Below are 22595 nucleotides of genomic sequence, written 5' to 3'. Positions count from 1 at the left end.
CAGGAGAGCCATGTCCACCACGCCCCGCCTCGAGGTCCGCGGCGTCAGCAAGACCTACGGCGCCGTCACCGCCCTCGACCGGGTCGCCCTCGACGTGCGACCCGGCGAGGTGCACGCCCTGCTGGGCCACAACGGCGCCGGCAAGTCGACGATGGTCAAGGTGCTGGCGGGGGTGGTGCGGCCCGACGCGGGCACGGTCCTCGTCGACGGCGAGGAGGTCGCCCCCCGCAACCCACGGCAGGCCCGCGCGGCCGGGATCGCCCTGGTCGACCAGGAGCTCAGCCTCGTCGGGTCGCTGACGGTCGAGGAGAACCTCGCCCTCGGCGCCCCGCGGGGCTCCGTGCCCGACGCCGCCCGGCTGCGGGACGTCCTGGACCGGCTCGGCCTGGCCCACGTCGGCCTGCGGGCCCCGGTGGCGCGGCTGACGCTCGGCGAGCAGCAGCTGGTCGAGATCGCCCGCGCCCTGAGCCGCGACGCCCGCGTGCTGATCCTCGACGAGCCGACCGCGACGCTCAGCGACGCCGAGATCGCCATGGTCTTCACCGCCGTGCGGGGCATGGCCGCGGAGGGCCGCTCGGTGATCTACGTGTCCCACCGGCTCGGCGAGGTGCTCGAGCTGTGCCAGCGGGCGACCGTCTTCCGCGACGGCCGTGCGGTCGGGACCCGCGACGTCGCCGAGCTCGACCGCGACTCGATCGTCGAGATGATGCTCGGCCACGTGCCCGCCGGGACCGAACGGCCGGCCCGGGCCGACGACGGCGCCGCGCCGGCGCTGCGGGTCACCGGACTCTCCGTCCCGCCGCGGCTGGCCGGGCTCGACCTCGAGGTGCGGCCCGGGGAGATCGTCGGCCTCGCCGGGCAGATCGGCTGCGGCGCCAGCGAGGTGCTGCGCGCCCTCGCCGGCCTCGAGCCCGAGGCCGAGGGCCGGGTCGAGGTCGCCGGCCGCACCCTGCGACCCGGGCGTCCGCTGCGCTCGGCCGCGGGCGGCGTGCGCTACACGACCGCCGACCGGAAGTCCGACGGGCTGTTCCTGGGCCACTCGATCGCCCGCAACATCGTGGCGACCCGCCTGCCCGGCTGCGGCACGGCCGGCGTGCTGCGGCCCGCCGCGGAGCGCCGTCAGCTCGCCGCCCTGCTCGAGCTGACCGGCATCCCCGCCGCCCGCCGACGCCTGCCGGTGGGCTCGCTCAGCGGCGGCAACCAGCAGAAGGTCCTCGTCGCGCGCTCGCTGCAGCTCGAGCCGTGCCACCTGCTGCTGCTCGACGAGCCCACCCGCGGGGTCGACGTCGGCGGTCGCGCCGACATCCACGCCCTCGTACGACGGGCGGCCGACGCGGGCGCGGCCGTCGTGTTCGCCTCCACCGAGCTCGACGAGGTGCTCGAGCTCAGCGACACCGTCGTGACCATGTTCGGCGGTCGCGTCGTGGCCCGCCACCCGCGCGCCGGGCTCTCCGCGGCCCGGGTCCTGGCCGACACCACCCACGGCGCCCCCGGCGCCGCCCCGACCCCGCGAGAGGCGGTGACGGTCGCGTGAGCGTCCAGACCCCCGCGCCGGCGACCGCCGGCACCCGTCCCGAGTCCGACCCCGAGGGCCGCGGGGCGTCGCGCCGCCGTCGGCCGGGCCCGGCCCAGGTCGCGACCGCGCTGTTCCTGCTGCTGCTCCTCGCCGGGTCGCTGACCACGGAGGGCTTCTACTCGCTGTCCAACATGACCGCCATCGCCAACGCGGCCGCGGTGGTCGGCATCATCGCGGTGGGTGCGACCGCGATCGTCCTCGGCGGCCACCTCTTCTCGCTGTCGATCGGCACGACCGTCGCCGTCTGCGCGATGTTCTTCCTGCACGTCCTGCGGTTCGGGATGGTGCCCGCGCTCGCCCTGACGCTGCTGTTCGGGGCCGCGCTGCTCGGCGTCCAGGGCTGGCTCGTGGGTCGCTTCGGGGCCAACCCGATCATCGTGACCATCGGCGCGGGCGCGCTGCAGGAGGGGGCCGCCACCTGGATCTCGGGCGGCACCTCGGTCTACCCGCCGCCCGACGCGCCGGACTTCTCGTGGCTGGCGAGCCCCCTGCTCGGGGTCCCCTTCCCGGTCTACGTCTTCGTGGTCGTCACCGTGGTCGGCGAGGTCGTGCTGCGGCGCACGGTGTTCGGGCGCCAGCTGATCCTCATGGGCGAGAGCCCGCAGGCCGCGCGCTCCGCCGCCCTGCCGACCTCGCGGCTCACCGTCACCGCCTTCGTCTGCGCCGGCCTCACCGCCGCCGTCGCCGGCGTGCTCCTCGGGGCGTTCAACCAGAGCGGGACCCTCACCACCACCGGCACGCTGACCTACGACTCCATCGCTGCGATCCTCGTCGGCGGCGCCGCCGTCACGGGCGGTCGCGGGTCGGTGCTGCGCACCGCCGTCGGTGCCCTGGTGCTGGCCGCCCTCGCCGACATGCTCCTGCTGCGCGGCTACTCCACGCCCGTCCAGCTGCTCGCCCTCGGCGTGATCGTCGTCGCCGTGATCCTGCTCAACCACCTCACCTCCCACGACAAGGAGACGCGATGAGCGTCGAGGCGCCCACCCGCCCGTCCCCGGCCCGGCGCACCGCCCGTCGTACGCACACCTCGCGGTGGTCCGGCCTCGCCGCGCTCGCGCCGTTCGGCTTCGCGGCGCTGATGCTGGTGGCGCTGTTCGTGGTGCCGGCGATCGCGGGCCGCGAGCCCACCGTCTTCAGCGTCTACAACGCGCTGCAGAGCTTCTCGGGGATGGCCCTCGTGGCCCTCGCCCTGGGACTGACGATGATCATCGGCGAGTTCGACCTCTCGGTCGTCGGCACCTACGCGCTCGGCGGGATGCTCGCCGTCGAGCTCGGCGTCGAGCAGCCGGTCCTCGGGGTGGTGGCGGCGGTCGTCGCGTGCGCCGTCCTCGGCGCCGCGCAGGGCTGGGTCGTGGCCCGCTGGGGCGTGAACTCCATGGCCATCACCCTCGGCGGCTACCTGGTGGCGCTGGGCCTGACCGGCACCATCGGCGACAACCGCAGCCAGGCCTACGAGAACTACGACGTCAGCGGTGCCCTCAACACCCCGATCGCCCAGGTGCTCTCGCTGCGCAGCCTCGTGGCCCTCGCGGTCGTGGCCCTCGTCGTCGCCGTGGTCATGCTGACCTGGGTGGGCCGGGACCTGCGCGCGACCGGCGGCGGCAGGCGCGCCAGCCGGGTCACCGGGGTCCGCGTCGACGCCCTCGTGATCGGCACCTTCACCGTCTCGGCGGTGCTCGCCGCCCTGGGCGGCGCGCTCCAGTCGTACGGCGTGGCCACCGCGACCTCCAACCCCGGGCTCTCGCCCCTGATCTTCGCCGTGACGGCCAGCCTGCTCGGCGGGGTCGCGCTGAGCGGCGGTCGCGGCACCCCGCTCGGCATCGCGGCCGGCGCGCTGGGCCTGTGCTTCTTCGCCGAGCTGTTCACGACCCTCGTGACCCCGCAGTACGTCGTCAGCCTGCTCACCGGCGGCCTCCTCGTCGCGGTCACGCTCCTCACCACCCCGACCGCCAGCCGCGGCTGGGCCGCGCTGCGCCGCCGCACGGGTGCGAGGAGCCGGGGCGGGGCCGAGGCGTGACGACCACGACCACCCCGGGGCTCCTCGCCGGCCTGCGCGTGCTCGTGGTCGGCGCCGTGCCGGGCGCCGTGTCACGCCGCCTCGAGCTCGAGGGCGCGGTCCTCCCCGAGGTCGGCGACGAGCCCACCCCGGACGCCGTCCTGGTGGGTCGCGGGGTCGCGGCGGAGGCCGAGGCCGGGCTCGTCGCGCACCTGGCGGGCCTCCCCGGCACCGCGGGCCGGCGGGTCGTCCTGACCGCCACGGCGGACCCGGCCCTGCACGCGCGTCTCGACCGTCGCCTCGACGGCACCGGGGTGGCGCTGCTGCGGGCGGGCACGCCGGGCGTCGGCAGCGGCGGGACCGGTTTCGGCTCCATCGAGAACGCCTGGGAGACGGTGCTGTTGCTCGCCCTCCCCGTGCGCCATGATCGGGTCTCGTCCAGCTCGGCTGCTCGGGGGCTGCCGGGACCAACCATGTCCGCCGTCGGGCCCCCGACCGACGGCGACGCCCCGGCGTCGCCGTCCGCTCGTCGTCCCCACGGACGGGGATCGAGCGTGTCGAGGTGATGACGGTGGCAGGACCGACGGACGAGCTGCTGGAGCCGGCGGGGTTCTCGTTCGACGAGGAGTACCCCCTGGTGCTCCCCGACTGGGCGGCCCACGCGGTCGCCGAGCACGACTGGCGTCCCCTCGCGGCCCGGGTGGTGCGTCGCTGCGCCCACGAGGTGTTCCGCGAGAACGCGCGGGAGGAGATGTTCGTCGAGGCGCTGACCGCCAGCGTCGAGGAGAACGTCGCCGCCCTGCGCGACGTGGTCTCGGGCCTGCTGCGCATCGAGGAGGTGCCGCTGGTGCGCCGCCTCGACTTCGCGGCGCTGGAGGCTGAGCTGCGGGTCTCCCACGCCGCCCTCCAGCGGTCCTACCGGATCAGCTTCTTCCTGCAGTGGCAGGAGTGGGCGGGCGTGATCGCGACCGCGGCGACCGACGCCGACGTCTCCCGCGCGGAGGCGCTGCGCACCCAGGGCTCGCTCACCGCCCTGGTCAACGCCTACACGGACGCCGTCGTGTCCCGGGTCGCCGCGAGCTTCTCCCGCTCCCAGGACGCCTTCAACCGGTCCCGGGCCCACGTGAGGCAGCGGCTCGTCCGCGAGGTGCTCGACGGCCGGGAGGAGGGGCTCTCGCCCGCGGACCTGCTGACCCTGGAGTACCCGCTCGAGGCCCACCACCTCGGGATCCTGCTGCCCCGCACCTCCCAGGGCGCCGCGACCCAGCTGATGGTCGGGCTGCGGCAGGCCGTGCGCCCCAGCCACCACCTCGTCCACCCCACCGGCCTCGGCAGCTGCGTGGTCTGGCTCGCCCAGACCCGGCCGTGGGGCGAGGAGCGCGTCGCCCGCGCGGTCGCCGTGCTCGAGACGACCGGCGTGCAGGCCTGCGTCAGCGAGGCCACCATCGGCCTCAGCGGCTTCCGGCTCGCCTACGAGCAGGCCCTGGCGGTCGAGCGGATCCTCGCCGGCGGCCTGCACGTCGACTCCTCCGCCGTGATCCGGCACTCGGCGCTGCGGCTCGAGATCCTGCTGCTCCAGGACCCCGTGCTGGCGCAGTCGTTCCTGCGCCAGGAGCTCGGTCCCCTCGCGGAGGAGACCGCGGAGGCCGCCAAGCTGCGGGCGACCCTCGAGGCGTCGTTCCGCCTCGGCAGCCACGTCGCGACCGCCGAGCACCTGGCGCTGCACGAGCACACGGTGCGCAACCGGCTGCAGAAGGCGACCGAGCTGCTCGGCCCGCTCCACGAGCGCCGCACCGAGCTGCAGGTCGCCCTGCGGCTGTGGCGCATCCTCGCCGGACCCCAGGGCTGACGTGGACCCCGGACGCGCCGGCCCCGCGGGCCCCCACGCCGGTCGGCCCGAGGGGCCCGCGGCCCGGCTCGGTGCGGACGACGTGGTGACCCGGCTCGGGCCCGGGTGCCGGCTCGACCTCGTCCTCGAGCCCGACCGGGCCGCGCGCTGGCCCGACCTGGCGGTGGTGCCGCTGCGAGGGGACCCGCCGCTCGTGCTCGTGGCGGCCCGCGCCGAGGAGGGTCCGGGCGCGTTCCTGCGGACCCGCGGCACCTTCCGGCTCGAGGGCACCGACGCCGCCGGTCGGGCCGTGGCGGCCCGGTGCGAGGCCGCCGGCTCCACCGTCACGGGCGGCGCGGCCGTCGTCGTGGCCCGGGTCCTCGAGGGCACCGGCCCCCCGGAGCCCGCGGACGCCCGGTCCGGCGTGGGCGTCCCGGCGTGGATCACCACGGGCGAGGAGGCCCACCGCCGCGCCCGCGAGCTCGTGCTCCTGCGTCACTACCTGCCCGACACCACCGTCGAGCCCGACGAGCTGGCCCACGACCTGCGCTCCGACCCCGGCACCACGGCGTACGCGATGACGCGGCTGAGCGCCGACGGCCTCGTGCGCCGCGACCCGCTGCGGGGCTACGTCGTGGTCCCGCTCGACGTCCGCGAGTCCGACGCGACCTTCGACGCGCGCTGCGCCATCGAGGTCGGCGTCCTGGAGACGTCGCTGCACCGCGTCGCCGACCACCACCTGACCGCCCTGCGCGGCTCGTACGACGGGATGGCCCGCGAGCTCGTCGGCGACCGGTTCGTCGACTTCGAGCGCTACCTCGAGGCCAACGTCGCCTTCCACCGCGAGGTCGTGGGCCTCGGCGGCAGCGCCCCGCTCGTGGACGCCTTCGGCCACCTCGGCATCAAGGAGGTGATGACCCGCAGCTTCGGGTGGACCACCCGCAGCTCGCAGTCGTTCCTCGAGGTCCAGGGCCGGATGCTCGCCGGCATCGAGCGCCGCGACCTGCCCGCGGCCCGCGAGGCCACCGTCGCCTACCGCGACCTCGCCAAGCAGCGGGTCCGCACGATCCTCGGCCTCACCGGCGGCCGCCTGTGAGCGCGCCGCGCGGACTCACGGGTCCCGACACCCGCCCCGCGCGCAACTCACGCCCGGGGCCACTGCGGCGACCCCGCGCCCTCGCTTGACTTCGTGTCACACGTCACACCGCACCAGGAGGACCCATGACCGCCCAGCGGACGCTCTTCACCAACGCCACCCTGATCACCGTCGACCCGACCCTCGGGCAGATCGAGGGCGGCGACGTCCTGGTCGAGGGCCGCACGATCCTCGAGGTCGGCGTCGGCATCGAGGCGGACGACTGCGAGGTGATCGACGCGACCGGGTGCGTGGTCATGCCCGGCTTCGTCGACTCCCACCGCCACCTGTGGCAGGCCGTGATCCGTCACATCGGCTCCGACTGGACCCACGGCCAGTACCTCACCGGCGTCCACCTCGGCCTCTCCGGCGACTTCCGGCCCGAGGACACCTACGCCGGCAACCTGCTCGGCGCCGTCGAGGCGCTCGACAGCGGCATCACCACCCTGCTCGACTGGTCCCACAACATCGACACCCCCGACCACGCCGACGCGGCGGTCGAGGGCCTGATGGCCTCCGGCATGCGGGCGGTCTTCGCGCACGGCGGCGGGGCGACGATGTGGAACCTGCCCAGCGTCGTGCCCCACACCCGCGACGCCCTGCGCATCCGCGACCAGTACTTCTCCTCCGACGACGCCCTGGTCACGATGGCCTTCGCGCTGCGCGGCCCGCAGTTCTCCGTGCCCGAGGTCGCCCTCGAGGACTGGAAGCTCGTCGAGGAGCTCGGCACCCGCGTGACCGTGCACAACGGCGACGGCGAGTGGGGCAAGAGCCGCCCCGTCGCGTGGATGCGCGACCACGGCATGCTCGACGAGCGCGTGACCCACGTGCACTGCAGCTCGCTGGCCGCCGACGAGCTGAAGATGATGGCCGACGCCGGCTGCACCGCGTCGGTCTCCGCCGACGTCGAGGCCCAGATGGGCCTCGGCTGGCCGGCCACGGGCAAGCTGCTCGACGCCGGCATCCGCCCCAGCCTCAGCGTCGACGTCTGCGTCTCCAACGGCGGCGACATGTTCAACGCGATGAAGAGCACGATCGCCATCCAGCGGGCGCTCGACAACGCCGCCGAGGCCACCCCGGGCGAGCAGGACGGCCTGCGCCTGTCGTGCCAGGACGTCATCGAGTTCGCGACCATCGAGGGCGCCCGCGCGCTCGGACTGGACCACCTGATCGGCAGCCTCACCCCCGGCAAGGAGGCGGACATCGTCATGATCCGCGCCGACACGCTCGGCATGGCACCGCTGAACAACCCCACCGGCGCCCTGGTGTACTCCGGCCACCCGGGCCTCGTCGACACCGTCATGGTCCGCGGCGAGGTGGTCAAGCGCGCCGGCCGGCTGGTGCGGGGCGACGTGGCCGACATCCAGCGGCGCGCCGTGGAGTCCCGCGACTACCTGTTCAAGGCCGCGCTGGCGCGGCCGACGACCGCCGACGCGGTGACCGGCGGCAGCTGGATCCCGGGCATCCTCAAGGTCAAGCGGTGAGCCGGGCCGACCCCGGTCCGCTCGCGCCGGTCGGGTTCGTCGGCCTCGGCGCGATGGGCACGCCGATGTCCGGCCACCTGCTCGCCGCCGGGCGCCGGGTGCTCGGGCACGACCCCTCGGAGCCCGCCGTACGACGGCTCGCGGAGCGGGGCGGCACGCCGGCCCCGCTCGCCGAGATCGCGACGGCGAGCGACGTCGTGATCACCTCGCTGCCCTCGACCGCGGCGGTGCGCGACGTGCTCGGCGCGCTCGCCGCGGGCGCCCGGGACCGCGAGCGGCCGCTGGTGGTCCTCGAGACCAGCACGCTCGCGCTGAGCGACCGGTTCGCGTTGCGCGAGGAGGTCGCCGACGCGCGGCTGGCCCTCGTCGACTGCCCCCTGAGCGGGACCAGCGCGCAGGCCGAGCTCGGCGACCTCGTCGCCTACCTCGGCGGCTGCCCCGACTGGGCCGCCGACCTGGTCGGGCCCGTGCTGGGGGCCGTGTGCCGCGACACCCACGACGTCGGCGACTTCGGCGACGGCACCCGGATGAAGCTCGTCGCCAACCTCCTCGTCGCCGTGCACAACGTCGCCGCCGCCGAGGCGCTCCAGCTCGCCCGCCGGGCCGGGCTCGACCCGGGCCTCGTGCTCGAGGCGGTCGGCGACGGGGCCGGCGCGTCGCGGATGCTCGCCGTCCGGGGCCCGTTGATGGTCGCCGGCGCCTACGAGCCCGCGACGGCCAAGGTCTCGATCTTCGACAAGGACCTCCGGGCGATCCGCGAGCTCGCGGCCGACCTCGGGGCCGCCACGCCCCTGCTCGGCGCCGTCTCCGCGGTGTACGCCGAGGCGATGGCGCAGGGCCGCGCCGACCAGGACGCGGCCGCCGTCCACGAGGTGCTCGGTCACCTCGCCGCCGCCGACTGACCCCTCCCGGGAACCGCCACCGCCCGGTGCCGGAATTCGTGATTCCCGCCAGTGCCCGGCGGGCCCCCGGTGCCGAGACTCGGTGGCACCCCTCGCACCCGCACCCGAACCCGAAGGACCACCATGCGACTCGGCTACTTCGCCATGCCCCTCCACCCCCTGGGCAAGACCTGGCAGACCACGCTCGCGGAGGACCGCGCCGCCGTGATCCTGGCCGACCGGCTCGGCTTCCACGACGCGTTCATCGGCGAGCACCTCACCGACGCCCACGAGAACGTGACCAACAGCCTCGTCTTCCTGGCCACGCTGATCGCCGAGACCACGAGCATCAGGCTCGGCACCGGCACGACCAACCTGTCGCACATGCACCCGGCGCTGGTGGCCGCGAACTCGTCGATGTTCGACCACCTCAGCGACGGCCGCTTCATCCTCGGGGTCAGCCCGGGGGCGCTGAAGTCGGACGCCGAGGCGCTCGGGATCCTCGACGAGGACCGCAACCGGATGTTCGGCGAGGCGATCGACGTGATCACCGCGATCTGGGAGCGCGACGCGCCGTACGACATCGACCTGCCGGACAACCGGTTCAAGGTCTCCACCCGCCGCACGATGGACCCCGACATGGGCGTCGGCTCGCTCCACAAGCCGCTGCAGCAGCCCCGGCCGGAGATCGTCGGCACCGTCGTCGCCCCCTTCTCGAAGGGCGTCGTCGCGATGGGCGCCAAGGACTTCCACCCGCTGTCCGCCAACTTCCTGCTCCCGCAGTGGGTGGCCACCCACTGGCCCAACTACGTGCAGGGCAAGGAGTCCGTCGGCGCCGTCGCCGACCCCGCCGACTGGCGGATCGCGCGCACCGTGTTCGTCGCCGACACCCACGAGGAGGCCGTCGCCTACGGTCGTGACTCCGAGCAGAGCCCGTACCGCTTCTACTACCGCCAGATGCTCACCAAGATGCGCAAGCTGGGCCGCGTCGAGCTCTTCAAGCACGACCGCGCCGAGCCCGACGACGCGGTCACCCTCGAGCGCGTGCTCCAGGACATGGTCATCGTCGGCACCCCCGACGAGGTCGCCGAGCAGCTCGTCGCCTTCCGCGACACCGTCGGCGACTTCGGCGAGCTCGTCTACGCCGGCCTGGACTGGGTGGACGAGGGCCTGGCCCGCCGTTCGATGGAGCTGATGGCCGAGAAGGTCATGCCCGCGGTCGACGCGGTGCCCGCCGCCGGGGCGCCGGCGTGAGTCCCGCGGACCGCGAGGTCCCCGTGCGTCTCGGTCCGCTCGCCGACGCGGACCTCGACGCCGACCAGCGGGCCGCCGTCGAGCGCATCACCAGCGGGCCGCGCGGGGCCCTGGTCGGGCCGTTCGTCCCGCTGCTGCGCAGCCCCGCGCTGATGGACCGCCTCCAGCTCGTCGGCGCCTACCTGCGCTACGAGAGCGCGCCCGACGACGACCTCGTCGAGCTCGCGATCCTGGTCGTGGCCCGCCACTGGGACCAGCAGTTCGAGTGGGGTCACCACCAGCCGCTGGCGCTGGCCGCGGGCGTGCCGCCCGAGGTCGTCCACGCCGTCGAGGCCGACCGTCGCCCGGAGCACGGCCGCCCGGAGCACGCGCTGGTGTGGGACGCGGTCACCCAGCTGCTGCGCCTGGGGGTCCTGCGCGACGACACCTACGCCGCGCTGCTCGCGGCGCTCGGGGAGCAGGCGCTGGTCGACCTCGTGGTGACCGTCGGCTACTACACGACCCTGGCCCTCACGATGAACGCCGCGGGCACCCCCTCGCCGCCGGACGCGCCGCGGATGCGGGACCTGTGATGCGGCCGCTGCTGCTCCTGCACCCGCTCGGCTCGGCGGGCTCCTTCTGGGACGACCTCGCCGCCGGGTGGACGGGCGGCCCGGTGGTCGCACCCGACCTGCCCGGCCACGGGTCGGCCCCCCTCCCGGACCCCGACGCCGGCGTCGCGGGGATCGCCGAGCACGTCCTGTCCGCCCTGGACGCCGCCGGCACGGGTCCCGTGGACGTCGTCGGGGTGTCCCTCGGCGGCCTGGTCGCCCAGCACCTCGCCGCCCACGCCGCCCACCGGGTGGCCCGGGTGGTGCTGGTGGACACCGTCGACGTCTACCCGGCCCCGATGCGGGAGATGTGGGCGGAGCGGGCGCACCTCGCGCGGACCGAGGGGATGGCCCCCCTCGTGGAGCCCACCCTCGAGGTCTGGTTCACGCCCGGCTTCCGCGCGGAGCGACCCGACGTCGTCGCCGCGACCACCGACACGCTGCTCGCGACCGACCCCGAGGGCTACGCCCGCGCCTGCGAGCTGCTCGCCGGGGCCGACCTGACCGCGGGTCCGACCGCGGGGGGCGACCCGGTGGCGCCGCCGACGCTCGTCGTCTGCGGGGACGGCGACGGGGAGCCCTTCCGGCGCGCCGCCGCCGACCGGCTCGGACCGGCGTCCGGCCGGGACGTCGTCTGGCTCCCCGGGCGCCACGCCGTCGTCCTCGAGCAGCCCGCGGCGTTCGCCGACCTCCTCCGACGCTTCCTCATCGACCCGGCCGCGACCCCGAGGTGACCATGACCGACCAGACCACCGGGGCGGACCCCGCCGCCGTCGACGCCCGCGCCTTCCGCCACGTCGTGGGCCACCTCGCCAGCGGCGTCACCGTGATCACCACCGTCGACGGCGACGAGCGCTACGGCATGACCGCCAGCTCGGTGACCTCGCTGTCCGCGGACCCGCCGCTGATGCTCGCGTGCCTCAACAACGCGGTGCCGACCGCCGACGCGGTCACCCGCTCGGGGCGGTACGCCGTCAACGTCCTCGGGCGCGACCACGGCCAGCTCGCCCACCAGTTCGCCGTGCCGAGCGACGACAAGTTCGCCGGAGTGCCGACCGCCACCGGGACCACCGGCGTGCCGCTGGTCGAGGACGCGATCGCCCACCTCGAGTGCGAGGTCGTCGAGCGCGTCGTGGGCGGCACCCACACCATCTTCGTCGGACGCGTCGTCCGGGCCGTCGCCCAGGAGGGTGAGCCCCTGACCTACTTCCGGGGCGGCTTCGGGCGCTTCGAGTTCGCCCGCGACGACGTCGTCTACCGCCGTGCCCGCCAGCAGGTCCTCGACCGCCTCCACGCTCCCGGCGACGTGATCGAGGTCGAGCGGCTGGCCGAGGACCTCGAGGTCGACCAGGCGGCCGCCTTCTACGCCCTGACCCGGCTGGCGGGCGACGGGCTGGTGCGCCGCGACCCCGGTCGCGGCCACGTCGTCACGCCGTTCGACACCCGCACCAGCGACGACGCCTTCGACGCCCGCCTCGCGATCGAGGTCGGTGTGCTCGAGCAGGTGCTCGGCCGACTGTCGGAGGAGGACGTCGCCGTCGTACGACGGCGCTTCGAGGACATGGCCGCGCTGCTGGTCGACGACCGGTTCGTGGACTTCGACGCCTACCTCGACGCCAACCACCGCTTCCACGAGACCCTCGTCGGCCTGGCCCGCAACCCGGTCCTCACCGCGATGTTCGGCTCCCTGGCGACCCGGCAGGTGATGACCCGCAGCTTCGGCTCGACGACCGTGACCTCGCAGCGCTTCGTCGACGCCCAGCGCCGCCTCACCGAGGCCGTCGAGGCCGCCGACCGCGATGCCGCCCTCGACGCCGCCCGCCGCTACACCGAGCTCGCCAAGGAGCGGGTGCGCGAGATCCTCGCCGAGGTGGGCGGCGAGCTCTAGCGCGACCCGGCCCGGATGCGCAGCTCCCGGGCCCCGAGTCGGCCCGGCTGCGCAGCGCTGCAGTGCGGTTTCACCAGGTATGTCGTTACGCTGTCACTTCTCGCGCACAGCACGGTGCGAGGAGTGACAGTCGCATGACATACCTGGTGAAACCGCAGGTCGCCACCGCGCCCCGCACCCCGACGCCCACGCGCTCAGCCGTACGACGGGCTCAGAGCGCGCGGAGGCGCTCCTCGAGCGAGGAGGCGACCTTGTCGCCGAGGACCTTGAGCGCGGCCGGCATGAGGGGGGTGGCGAGCTTGGCCGCGGTCGAGTCGGGGATGAACTCGGCGTGGTAGGTCACCGACGTGCGGCCGGGGGCGTCCTCGACGAAGGTGATGGTGTCGCGCAGCGTGATCGAGCCGGCGTCGCCGGTCATCACGAAACGGCCCGGGGAGCCGGTGGCCGGCGGGGAGTGCTCGACCACCCGGTAGTCGACCTCCTGCTCGCTGCCGAGGAACGACGAGACGTTGTGGTACGTCGTGCCCACCCCGCCGTCGCCGCTCGTGCGGTCGGTGCGGACGGTCGGCGGGTCCCACTCCTCGCTGCTGCGGAAGTCGGTGACGTAGTCCCAGACCTTGGTGACGGGCTGGTCGACGGTGACGGTGCGTTCGACGTCGGGCACGGGCGGATCCGTTCGTAGGGGTCGGGACTCGCCCGGTGCCCACCCGTGGCCGGGTCAGTCGCCCGGCATACTGGCGCGCGTGCCGCCCAACCGAGTCCCGTTCACCTTCTCGATCGTCGGCGTCCAGAAGGCCGCGACCAGCACCCTCTACGACCTGCTGATCCAGCACCGCTCGATCGTGTCCGCGAAGAAGAAGGAGCGGCACTTCTTCGACAAGAACGCCTTCGACTGGGACGACCCGGACTACTCGGGCTACAAGATCCGGCGTCACTCGCCGGAGGAGACCGTCGCGGGCGACGCGACCCCGTCGTACATCTTCTGGCCCTACGCGCTGCCGCGGATGCGCGCCTACCGCGCCGACATGTCGCTCGTCGCGTGCTTCCGCGACCCGGTCGAGCGGGCGTTCTCGCACTGGAACATGGACTACGTGCGCCGCCAGGGCGTCAAGCAGTTCGGGGAGGCCGTCCGCATCGGCCGCGCCAGCGAGATCCCCCCGCAGGAGGAGTGGGCGTTCCCCGCGATGCGGCGCCGCAGCACCGTCGCCCGCGGCCTGTACGGCGCCCAGCTGCAGCGCGGCCTCAAGTCGTTCCCGCGTGAGCAGTGGCTGCTGCTGGAGTTCCGCGCGACCGTCAAGGACCTCCCCGGCGCCTGCGCCGCGATCACCGACCACCTCGGCCTCGAGAGGTTCACGCCCGAGCAGACCGAGGCCGTGCGCAACGCCTCCAGCACCTCCGTCGACGCCGACCCCGTGACGGCCGAGGACGTCGAGATCCTCGTCTCCGAGTACGCCGACGACCTGCCGCTGTTCACCCGGCTGTCCGGTCTCGACGTCTCGGCGTGGCCGACCGCCCGCGTCCTGGCCGGCGACCTCGCGCCGGGCGACCTCGCCGCCACCCTCAACGCCAAGGCGGGGCTGACCGGTCGCTGAGCCGGGCCCGCGGTTCTCGGCCTCCTCGGAACCGGTTCTGAGTACGCTGTTCTCGGCCGGCTCGGGCCGCGTCGGATCAGGTCGGTGGTGGGCGGACCAGGAGGTCATGGGGTGCGACGAGGGCGCGTGACGGAGGCCGGGGTGGCGCCCGTGAGCGCCGGCTCGTTCGCCTGGTTCGCCCTGGCCTTCACGGTCGTCGCCGTGCTCGGCCGACTCACCGCCGCGGCCGACCGCGGGCCCGCGCTCGTCTGGCCCGCCGCCGGCGTGGGCCTCCTCTGGCTGCTGCTGCGCCCCGGACGGGCGTGGGCCGTGGCGACACTGACGACGATGTCGGTGCTGCTCGTCGCCGCCAACGGGCTCACCGGCGCCTCCGCCGGCCTGGTCGTCGGCGCGGTCGGCGCCGGGCTGACGCAGACCTCGCTCACCGTCCTCGGCGTCCGCCGGTGGTGCCCGGACCTGCTCGGCGCCGGCGGCTGCCGCACCCTGACGCGGCCCCGCGCCCTGCTGCGCTTCCTCGCGGCCGCCGGGCTCGGCACCCTCGCGGGGGCCACGGTCGGCACGGCGCTGTCGGCCCTGGTCGAGGGCGGCGTCGCATGGAGCACCCTGCCCCTGTGGTGGGGTCGCAACCTCGGCGGAATGCTCCTGGTCGGCACCGCCGGCCACCTGCTGCTCCACGCCGTGCTCACCGGCCGACGGCTGCGCCCGGAGCCGGGCCGGGCCGTGGAGCTGGGCCTGATCGTGGTGGCGAGCGTCGTGTCGTTCGTCCTCATCGACCTCGAGCAGGGCCAGCCCGTCGCGTTCCTGCTGATCGGCACCAGCGTGTGGTGCGCCCTGCGCTTCCCCACCGTGGTGGCCGCGCTGCAGGTGGTCTCGACGGGGGCGGTGGCGCTGCTGCTCGCGATCCTCGACCACGGCCCCGCCGCGTCGATCGCGGACCCGCTCCAGGCCCTCACCATGCAGGTCTTCGTCGTCATGCTGCTCGTGGTCGCGCTGGCGATCGGCAGCACGCGCGAGGAGCGCAACGACCTCCTCGACGAGCTGCGCGCCACGCAGCGCGAGGCCGCCGAGCGGGCCGAGTTCCTCGAGACCGTCACCGAGGAGATGACCGAGGGCCTCGTCGTCATGAACGTCGACGGCTCCGTGCGGCGCATGAACTCCGCCGCCCGCTCCCTGCTGGGCCGCACCGCCACCGGCGTCCAGCCCGGCACCCGCACGGGCGACTACGCCGCGCTGCGGCCCGACGGCTCGCTGCTGCCGCCCGAGGACTACCCCGCCGTGCGCGCGCTCGCCGAGGGCCGGGTGCCCCCGGTCGACGTCGTCCTGCCGCTCGGTGACGGCACCTCGCGGACGCTCTCGGTCTCCTCCGCCGCCCTGTACGGCGAGGCCGAGGCCGGCGGGGCCGCCCCGGTCGGGTCGGTCGCGGTCTACCGCGACGTCACCGACGAGCGGCGCCACGCCGACCAGCTCGCGGAGTTCGCCGCGACCGCCGCCCACGACCTGCGCAGCCCCCTCACGGCGCTGCGCGGCTGGCTCGAGCTGGCCGCGGACTCCGGCGACCCCGTGGTGCAGCAGGCGTTGGGGCGGGCCCGTGAGGCGGCGCTGCGGATGCAGGACCTGATCACCGACCTGCTGGCCCAGGCCTCCGCCGAGGGCGGGCTGCTGACGCCCGACGAGCTGGAGTCGGTGCCGCTGGAGACCGCCGTCGACGACGCCGCGTCGTACCTCGACCGCGACGCCGACCTCACCCGCGCCGACGAGCTGCCGGTCGTCGCGGCCCACCCGGAGCTGCTGCGCCAGCTGCTGGCGAACCTGCTCGGCAACGCGGTGAAGTACGTCGACCCGGGGGTCCGTCCCCAGGTCGTCGTCACCGCGGGCCGGGTCGGCGACCGGGTCGCGGTCGAGGTGCGTGACAACGGCATCGGCGTGCCGGAGGAGGAGCGGGAGCGGGTCTTCGACCGCCTGCACCGCGCCCACGTCGGCGACACCCGCTTCGAGGGCACCGGCCTCGGGCTCGCGATCTGCCGCACGATCGTGGCGCGCCACGGCGGTCACATCGCCTGCCGCCCGGCGCCCGGTGGAGGCACCGCGTTCTGCTTCGACCTGCCCGCCGCGGTCCCCGACGTCGCGACCATCGCCCCGGGGACCGCCAGCGGGCGCGCTCCCGACGCCGTGCCGGAGGCCGCCCCCGGGCTCGCCCCGCCGGAGGCCCCCACCGTCGAGGGCTGAGTCCGCGACTGCACCGGCGCCCCGCGGGGTACGACTCCAGTCGGCCCGACGACGGGTCGCGGCGTGACCGCGACCCCCGTACGGTCGACGGCAGGCCGCGACGCGAGGACCCCTCCCGGCGGTGCAGCATCGGAAACGGAGCGATCGAGCGGTGGATCCGCAGTACTGGCAGGCGTTGGTCGACGGCGACCGGCGGACGGCGCTGGCCGTCGTGAAGCGGCTGCGCGCCGAGGGCGCGTCGACCGCCCGGATCGTCGAGGAGCAGCTGCTCGTCGCGCAGCGCCGGGTCGGCGACCTGTGGGCCGCGGGGGAGTGGACCGTCGCCCAGGAGAACGCCGCCACCTCGGTCAACGAGGGCCTGCTGCTGTGGCTGGGATCGTTCACCGAGGCCCCCGACCCGGACGGGCCGCTCGTCGTCGTCGGCTGCGTCGAGGACGAGCGCCACGCCCTGGCCGCGCTGGTCGTCGCCGAGGTCCTGATGTCGGAGGGTGTGCGCGTCGACTACGTCGGTCCCGCCCCCGACGGTGACGAGATGGTCCGTCACGTCGCCGCCCAGCGGCCCCGCGCGGTCCTGCTGAGCGCCTCGCTGACCTCGTCGCTGGGCCGGGCGACCGACGTCGTCCGCCGGCTGCGGGCCCAGGAGGTGCCGGTCGTGGTGGGGGGCCAGGCGTTCGGCGACGACGAGCGCCGCGCCCGGGCGATCGGCGCGAGCGCGTGGGCGGCCGGGCCGCGTCAGGTCCTCGAGATGCTGCTGGGCCTGCCGGAGGCGATGGGCGACGCGCCCGTGCCGGAGCCGACCGAGGCCGACGCCGAGTCCGCGTGGATCGAGCAGCACCGCGAGCAGATCACCCAGTACGTCGTGGAGGGCCTGCGCCGCACCCGCGACCTCGGCGGCGTCGAGGTGACCGCCTGGCGCGAGGACCTCGAGGGCTGGGTCGACCACGTCGTCGGCTGCCTCTCGGCCACGCTCGCCACCGGCGACGAGACGATCATGCTGGAGGCCCGCGACTGGCTGGTGCACGTGCTGTCGTCGCGCGGCCTCGACTCGGGCCTGGTCTCCGAGGTGCTGGACCTGCTCGGCGATCCGGTGCGCAGCAAGCCCCTGGCCACGGCGATCCTCGCGACCAGCGTCGAGCTGCTCGCCTCCAGCGAGGAGCCGACCGGTCCCCTCGCCATGCCGGGCACGGGCTCGGGCACGGGTGCGGGCGTCGGGTCGGACGCACAGCCGGCGCGGCTACCCTCGAGGACATGGCCGCCCCGGACCCCCTCGACCTGATCGGCATCGACGACCAGCTGAGCGCGGAGGAGCGCGACATCCGCGCCGCCGTACGTCGGCTCTGCGACGACGTCGTCGCGCCCCACGTGGCGGAGTGGTTCGAGTCCGGTGAGCTGCCGGACGTGCGCGGGCTCGCCAAGGAGTTCGGCGCGATGGGCCTGCTCGGGATGCACCTCGAGGGCTACGGCTGCCCGGGCATGAGCGCCGTCGACTACGGCCTGGCGTGCCTCGAGCTCGAGGCCGCCGACTCCGGGATCCGCTCGCTGGTCTCGGTGCAGGGCTCGCTGGCGATGTTCGCGATCCACCGCTGGGGCAGCGAGGAGCACAAGCAGCAGTGGCTGCCCGCCATGGCCGCCGGCGAGGCGATCGGCTGCTTCGGCCTCACCGAGCCCGACCACGGCTCCGACCCCGACTCGATGCGCACCCGCGCCCGCCGCGACGGCTCCGGCGACGGCGCCGACTGGGTCCTCGACGGCCGCAAGATGTGGATCACCAACGGCTCGGTCGCCGACGTCGCCGTGGTCTGGGCGCAGACCGAGGAGGGTGTGCGCGGCTTCGTGGTCCCCACCGACACCCCCGGCTTCTCGGCCCCGCGGATCCACCACAAGATGTCGCTGCGCGCGTCGGTCACCTCCGAGCTGGTGCTCGACGGCGTCCGTCTGCCCGCCGACGCCGTCCTGCCCGAGGTCACCGGTCTCAAGGGTCCGCTCTCGTGCCTCAACGAGGCCCGCTACGGGATCATCTGGGGCGCCATGGGCGCGGCCCGCTCCTGCTTCGCGGCCGCGCTGGACTACAGCAAGGACCGCCAGCAGTTCGGCAAGCCCATCGCCGGCTTCCAGCTCACCCAGCAGAAGCTCGCCGACATGAGCCTCGAGCTGAGCAAGGGCACCCTCCTCGCGCTGCACCTCGGCCGCCGCAAGGACGCCGGCACCCTGCACCCCGCGCAGGTGTCCGTCGGCAAGCTCAACAACGTCCGCGAGGCCCTCGACGTCTGCCGCACCGCCCGCACCATCCTCGGCGCCAACGGCATCTCGCTCGAGTACCCCGTCATCCGCCACATGAACAACCTCGAGTCCGTCCTCACCTACGAGGGCACCGTCGAGATGCACACCCTCGTCGTCGGCCAGACCCTCACCGGTCACGCCGCCTTCCGCTGAGGCCCCGCGCCCGCCGCGCCCGCGTGAGAGCACTCTCACGAGGGCCTCACGCGCACCTCACGCGAGCGCGGGAGCGTCGGGGACGTGCCGGGGTGGTCCCGGTCCGTCCCCCGAGGAGCCCCCCATGCACCGTCTCGTCGCCTCCGGCCTGGGCGCGCTCGCGCTCGCCGCCTCCACGCTCGCCGTCGCCGCGCCCGCCCACGCCGACGAGCGCGTCTGCCGCGGCTCGATCGGCGCCGCCACCCTGGACGACGTCCGGGTGCCGCAGGGGGCGACCTGCACGCTCACCGGCACCGAGGTGGAGGGCAACGTCACCGTCGGCAACGGCGCCACGCTGGTCGCCCGTCAGGTCACCGTCGAGGGCAACGTGCAGGCCGAGGGCCACGCCCGGGTGGTCGTCCGCGGCTCCCGCGTCGACGGCAGCATCCAGCTGAAGCAGGGCCGTGCCGCGGTGGTGGTCAACAACCGGGTCGGCTCCGACGTGCAGTCGTTCTCCAACACCCGCGCGCAGGAGTTCTCCACCAACCGCATCGACGGCAACCTGCAGTGCAAGGAGAACCGTCCCGCCCCGACCGGCAGCGGCAACGTCGTCGAGGGCAACAAGGAGGACCAGTGCCGGCGTCTGTGAGCCGCTGACGACACCCGCGTGACGACACCGGAGGACCCCGGCGCCCCATGGGCCGGGGTCCTCCGCTGTCGTGGACGTCGGCGCTCAGTCGACGAGCGGACGCGCCTTCCAGGTGCTGGAGAACTCCAGCCCGCTGCGGCGGAACAGCTGGGTCACCGGGCAGCGACGGTCGACCTCGGCGACGAGCCGGTCGAAGGTGTCGGGGTCGGCGTCGGTCTCGACGGAGGCGTCGACGGTGACCGCGTCGAAGTTGGCGTCACCCTCGGCGCCCCCGACGAACACGCTCGGGTCGAGGTCGCCGCGCGCGCTGAACGACAGCTCGCCCAGCCGTACGCCGAGGTCCTTCGCGACCAGCTGCGCGGTGATCTGGTTGCACGAGGTGAGCGCGCCGAGGGTGTACGCCAGGGGGCTCGGGGCGGCGTCCGCGCCACCGAACGCCGGGTAGGTGTCCGCCGCGAAGACGTGCTGGTTGTCGCCCTGGACCGTGATCTCCTGGGCGACACCGCTGCCGTTGCCGGTGACGGTGAACGGGACCGTGCTGGCCATGAGGGCCTCCAATCAGACGTAACTGTAGTGACTCGATCGAGTATACGGGTCGGTCCGACGACCTCGGTAGCGTCACCGTCGTGACCAGCCGCCGCGACGTCCGCAACCCGGTCCAGGACTACCTCGAGCGGATCGTCGCCGCGTGCGGCGGCACCGCGGGGGAGGTCGCGGCGTACATCCCGGAGCTGGCGGCGGCCGACCCGGACGTCTTCGCGCTGGCGCTCGCGACCGTCGACGGTCACGTCTACTCCGTCGGCGACGCCGACCTGCGCTACTCGATCCAGTCGATCAGCAAGCCCTTCACCTACGCCCTCGCGCTCGACGACCTCGGGGTCGCCGAGGTCGACGCCCACATCGACGTCGAGCCGTCGGGGGAGGGCTTCAACCAGATCAGCCTCGCCGCCGACACCGGCCGCCCGCGCAACCCGATGATCAACGCCGGCGCGATCACGGCCGCCTCGCTGGTCGCGGGCGAGGGGCCCGACGAGCAGTTCGAGCGGATCCGGCGCTGGTACTCGTCGTACGCCGACCACGACCTCGCCCTCGACGAGGACATCCACCGCTCCGAGCTCGCCACCGCCCACCGCAACCGGGCGATCGCCCACATGCTGCGCGAGTTCGACATGCTCGGCGACGACCCCGAGGCGGCGCTCGACCTCTACGTCCGGCAGTGCTCGCTCAGCGTCGACACCCGCGACCTCGCGCTCATGGCCGCCACCCTCGCCAACGGCGGGGTCAACCCGCGCTCGGGCCGGCGGGTCTCGCAGGTCGAGTGCGTCGAGCGGGTCCTGAGCGTGATGGCCACCTGCGGCATGTACGACGCCGCGGGCGACTGGATCTCCGCGGTCGGGATGCCCGCCAAGAGCGGCGTCAGCGGCGGGATCATCGCGGTCCTGCCCGGCCAGGTGGGCCTCGCGGTCTTCTCGCCGCGGCTCGACGTGCACGGCAACAGCGCCCGCGGCGTGACGGTGATGGAGCGGATGAGCCGCGACATGGAGATGCACCTGATGCACGTCGGGCGCAGCTCGCGCACGGCGCTGCGGGCGTCGTACCCGATCTCCCGGCTGGCCTCGCGCCGCCGCCGCACCGACGCCGACCAGGAGGTCCTCGACTCCCTCGAGGGTCGCGCACGGGTCTACGAGCTGCACGGCGACCTGCTCTTCGCCGAGACCGAGCACGTCGTGCGCACGATCGTCGACGACGGCCCCGAGCTCGTCGTCCTCGACGTACGCCGGGTCGACGACGTCGCCGACATCGCGCGGGTGACGCTGTGGGGCCTGCGGGCGTTCCTGCGGCAGGCCGGCGGCGAGCTGGTGCGCGTCGACCCGTCGGGGGTGCTGCCCGACCCCGACGACGCCGACGACTTCGAGCCCGGTCCGGACTCGCCCGGCCCCAGCCCGTCCGTGGAGGACCTGGAGGCCGCGGCCCGGTGGTGCGAGAGCGAGCTGCTGCGCCGCCACGGCGGCGGGGAGCAGCCCGGCGAGCAGGAGCTGGTCGCCGACCACCCGCTGCTGCGGGACCTCTCGCCCGAGGCGCGGTCGGTGGTCGAGGCGGCGCTGGAGCGGGCGTCGTACGCGGCGGGGGAGACGGTGCTCGAGGCCGGCGGGCCCTTCGCCGGGGTGCACGTGATCGTGCGCGGCGGCGCGGTGGCGGTGCTCGACGAGCCCGGCCGCGAGCGCGTCCGCCTGGTCACGCTCGGCCCGGGCACGTCGTTCGGCGAGCTGGCCCTCGGCACCGACGACGTCCAGGAGACCGCCGTCCGCGCCACCGCCGACCTCGAGCTGCTGCGCCTGTCGGCCGCCTCGCTCGAGCGCATCACCACCGAGCACCCCGCCGTCGCCCTCGAGGTCTGGCGAGCGATGTGCCGCGACGGCTACCGCGTCGCCGACCGCGCCCTGCGCGCGGGCGTCACCCGCGGCTGAGGCCGCTCCCGGCTGCTCGGGGTCTCGTGGCTCCACGGCTCGTGCCTCGCCTCCTCGCGCCTCGACCTCCGGCGGCCCCGCCCCGCCTCCTCGCGCCTCGACCTCCGGGTGATCGGAGGTCGAGGTGCGAGGTCGCTCAGCGACCGAGCCACGAGACCCGGTGGGCTGCTCGGGGTCTCGTGGCTCCTCGGCTCGTGCCTCGCCTCCTCGCGCCTCGACCTCCGGCGGCCCCGCCTCGCCTCCTCGCGCCTCGACCTCCGGCGGCCCCGCCTCGCCTCTTCGCGCCCCGACCTCCGGGTGATCGGAGGTCGAGGTGTGAGGTCGCTCAGCGACCGAGCCACGAGACCCGGTGGGCTGCCGGGGGTCTCGTGGCTCCTCGGCTCGTGCCTCGCCTCCTCGCGCCTCGACCTCCGGCGGCCCCGCCTCGCCTCCTCGCGCCTCGACCTCCGGCGGCCCCGCCCCGCCTCTTCGCGCCTCGACCTCCGGGTGATCGGAGGTCGAGGTGTGAGGTCGCTCAGCGACCGAGCCACGAGACCCGGTGGGCTGCCGGGGGTCTCGTGGCTCCTCGGCTCGTGCCTCGCCCGCTCGCGCCTCGACCTCCGGCGGCCCCGCCTCG

The 22595-nt window shown here is 74.7% G+C and carries 20 protein-coding genes; 18 read left to right on the top strand and 2 right to left on the bottom strand.

What is annotated here, in order from left to right:
- The first annotated feature begins 10 nt into the window (after window positions 1-10).
- The 12 genes from ABD158_RS00650 (at window position 11) to ABD158_RS00595 (ending at window position 12632) form a co-directional block, all read left to right on the top strand.
- Complete coding sequence (locus ABD158_RS00650; protein ID WP_344002243.1) at window positions 11-1534, top strand: sugar ABC transporter ATP-binding protein; 1524 nt, start codon at window positions 11-13, stop codon at window positions 1532-1534.
- Entirely contained in the window at window positions 1531-2544 is a 1014-nt protein-coding gene (locus ABD158_RS00645; protein WP_344002240.1) for an ABC transporter permease, read from the top strand. The genes ABD158_RS00650 and ABD158_RS00645 overlap by 4 nt, the downstream gene beginning before the upstream one ends.
- A complete protein-coding gene (locus ABD158_RS00640) occupies window positions 2541-3593 on the top strand; it encodes an ABC transporter permease subunit (protein ID WP_344002237.1) in 1053 nt (350 codons plus the stop codon). Before ABD158_RS00645 ends, ABD158_RS00640 begins: the two co-directional genes overlap by 4 nt.
- Entirely contained in the window at window positions 3590-4138 is a 549-nt protein-coding gene (locus ABD158_RS00635; RefSeq protein ID WP_344002235.1) for a hypothetical protein, read from the top strand. Before ABD158_RS00640 ends, ABD158_RS00635 begins: the two co-directional genes overlap by 4 nt.
- A 5-nt stretch (window positions 4139-4143) precedes the next feature.
- Entirely contained in the window at window positions 4144-5421 is a 1278-nt protein-coding gene (locus ABD158_RS00630; RefSeq protein ID WP_344002232.1) for a PucR family transcriptional regulator, read from the top strand.
- 1 nt (window position 5422) lies between these two features.
- A complete protein-coding gene (locus ABD158_RS00625) occupies window positions 5423-6496 on the top strand; it encodes a GntR family transcriptional regulator (RefSeq protein ID WP_344002229.1) in 1074 nt (357 codons plus the stop codon).
- Window positions 6497-6621: 125 nt separating this feature from the next.
- Window positions 6622-8019, top strand: coding sequence for an amidohydrolase family protein (locus ABD158_RS00620; RefSeq protein WP_344002226.1), 1398 nt, complete (start codon window positions 6622-6624; stop codon window positions 8017-8019).
- Window positions 8016-8921: an NAD(P)-dependent oxidoreductase gene (locus ABD158_RS00615; RefSeq protein WP_344002224.1), complete on the top strand. Its 906-nt coding sequence runs from the start codon at window positions 8016-8018 to the stop codon at window positions 8919-8921. The genes ABD158_RS00620 and ABD158_RS00615 overlap by 4 nt, the downstream gene beginning before the upstream one ends.
- A 123-nt stretch (window positions 8922-9044) precedes the next feature.
- Window positions 9045-10154, top strand: coding sequence for an LLM class flavin-dependent oxidoreductase (locus tag ABD158_RS00610; RefSeq protein ID WP_344002221.1), 1110 nt, complete (start codon window positions 9045-9047; stop codon window positions 10152-10154).
- Window positions 10151-10726 (top strand): carboxymuconolactone decarboxylase family protein, encoded by a 576-nt coding sequence (locus ABD158_RS00605; RefSeq protein ID WP_344002218.1) that lies wholly within the window; start codon window positions 10151-10153, stop codon window positions 10724-10726. The genes ABD158_RS00610 and ABD158_RS00605 overlap by 4 nt, the downstream gene beginning before the upstream one ends.
- Window positions 10726-11478, top strand: a complete 753-nt coding sequence (locus tag ABD158_RS00600; RefSeq protein ID WP_344003710.1) for an alpha/beta fold hydrolase — start codon at window positions 10726-10728, stop codon at window positions 11476-11478. The genes ABD158_RS00605 and ABD158_RS00600 overlap by 1 nt, the downstream gene beginning before the upstream one ends.
- A 2-nt stretch (window positions 11479-11480) precedes the next feature.
- On the top strand, window positions 11481-12632 hold the full coding sequence (locus ABD158_RS00595) for a flavin reductase (RefSeq protein ID WP_344002215.1): 1152 nt from the start codon (window positions 11481-11483) through the stop codon (window positions 12630-12632).
- A 211-nt stretch (window positions 12633-12843) separates the two neighbouring features.
- Here ABD158_RS00595 and ABD158_RS00590 read toward each other — a convergent pair whose 3' ends face one another.
- Complete coding sequence (locus ABD158_RS00590) at window positions 12844-13296, bottom strand: SRPBCC family protein (protein WP_344002212.1); 453 nt, start codon at window positions 13294-13296, stop codon at window positions 12844-12846.
- Between the two features lie 79 nt (window positions 13297-13375).
- Here ABD158_RS00590 and ABD158_RS00585 point away from each other — a divergent pair, with 79 nt between their 5' ends.
- The 5 genes from ABD158_RS00585 to ABD158_RS00565 all read left to right on the top strand — a co-directional run bounded on the left by ABD158_RS00585 (window position 13376) and on the right by ABD158_RS00565 (window position 19511).
- On the top strand, window positions 13376-14224 hold the full coding sequence (locus ABD158_RS00585; RefSeq protein WP_344002209.1) for a sulfotransferase domain-containing protein: 849 nt from the start codon (window positions 13376-13378) through the stop codon (window positions 14222-14224).
- A 126-nt stretch (window positions 14225-14350) separates the two neighbouring features.
- The gene (locus tag ABD158_RS00580; protein WP_344002206.1) at window positions 14351-16450 is read left to right on the top strand and encodes an ATP-binding protein; all 2100 of its coding nucleotides are present in this window, start codon (window positions 14351-14353) and stop codon (window positions 16448-16450) included.
- Between the two features lie 151 nt (window positions 16451-16601).
- The gene (locus ABD158_RS00575; protein ID WP_344002203.1) at window positions 16602-17726 is read left to right on the top strand and encodes a cobalamin B12-binding domain-containing protein; all 1125 of its coding nucleotides are present in this window, start codon (window positions 16602-16604) and stop codon (window positions 17724-17726) included.
- Window positions 17699-18883, top strand: a complete 1185-nt coding sequence (locus ABD158_RS00570; RefSeq protein ID WP_344002200.1) for an acyl-CoA dehydrogenase family protein — start codon at window positions 17699-17701, stop codon at window positions 18881-18883. The genes ABD158_RS00575 and ABD158_RS00570 overlap by 28 nt, the downstream gene beginning before the upstream one ends.
- Before the next feature lie 124 nt (window positions 18884-19007).
- Window positions 19008-19511, top strand: coding sequence for a hypothetical protein (locus ABD158_RS00565; RefSeq protein WP_344002197.1), 504 nt, complete (start codon window positions 19008-19010; stop codon window positions 19509-19511).
- Window positions 19512-19595: 84 nt separating this feature from the next.
- Here the strand turns inward: ABD158_RS00565 and ABD158_RS00560 are convergent, their stop codons facing one another.
- Window positions 19596-20057 carry an OsmC family protein gene (locus ABD158_RS00560; RefSeq protein ID WP_344002194.1) on the bottom strand — a complete coding sequence of 154 codons (462 nt, stop codon included), beginning with the start codon at window positions 20055-20057 and terminating at the stop codon, window positions 19596-19598.
- Window positions 20058-20137: 80 nt separating this feature from the next.
- Here ABD158_RS00560 and glsA point away from each other — a divergent pair, with 80 nt between their 5' ends.
- The gene (gene glsA, locus ABD158_RS00555) at window positions 20138-21979 is read left to right on the top strand and encodes a glutaminase A (RefSeq protein ID WP_344002191.1); all 1842 of its coding nucleotides are present in this window, start codon (window positions 20138-20140) and stop codon (window positions 21977-21979) included.
- The last annotated feature ends 616 nt before the right edge of the window (window positions 21980-22595 follow it).

Source organism: Nocardioides lentus (assembly GCF_039529515.1).
Lineage (GTDB): Bacteria > Actinomycetota > Actinomycetes > Propionibacteriales > Nocardioidaceae > Nocardioides > Nocardioides lentus.
Note: the sequence above shows the minus strand (reverse complement) of the source record. Positions and strands in the feature narration are given on the sequence as shown.

Coding starts and splice junctions, on each gene's coding strand:
- ABD158_RS00560 (WP_344002194.1), bottom strand. CDS start 20,057: ATGGCCAGCACGGTCCCGTTCACCGTCACCGGCAACGGCAGCGGTGTC.
- ABD158_RS00640 (WP_344002237.1), top strand. CDS start 2,541: ATGAGCGTCGAGGCGCCCACCCGCCCGTCCCCGGCCCGGCGCACCGCC.
- ABD158_RS00650 (WP_344002243.1), top strand. CDS start 11: ATGTCCACCACGCCCCGCCTCGAGGTCCGCGGCGTCAGCAAGACCTAC.
- ABD158_RS00595 (WP_344002215.1), top strand. CDS start 11,481: ATGACCGACCAGACCACCGGGGCGGACCCCGCCGCCGTCGACGCCCGC.
- ABD158_RS00610 (WP_344002221.1), top strand. CDS start 9,045: ATGCGACTCGGCTACTTCGCCATGCCCCTCCACCCCCTGGGCAAGACC.
- ABD158_RS00570 (WP_344002200.1), top strand. CDS start 17,699: ATGGCCGCCCCGGACCCCCTCGACCTGATCGGCATCGACGACCAGCTG.
- ABD158_RS00620 (WP_344002226.1), top strand. CDS start 6,622: ATGACCGCCCAGCGGACGCTCTTCACCAACGCCACCCTGATCACCGTC.
- ABD158_RS00600 (WP_344003710.1), top strand. CDS start 10,726: ATGCGGCCGCTGCTGCTCCTGCACCCGCTCGGCTCGGCGGGCTCCTTC.
- ABD158_RS00565 (WP_344002197.1), top strand. CDS start 19,008: ATGCACCGTCTCGTCGCCTCCGGCCTGGGCGCGCTCGCGCTCGCCGCC.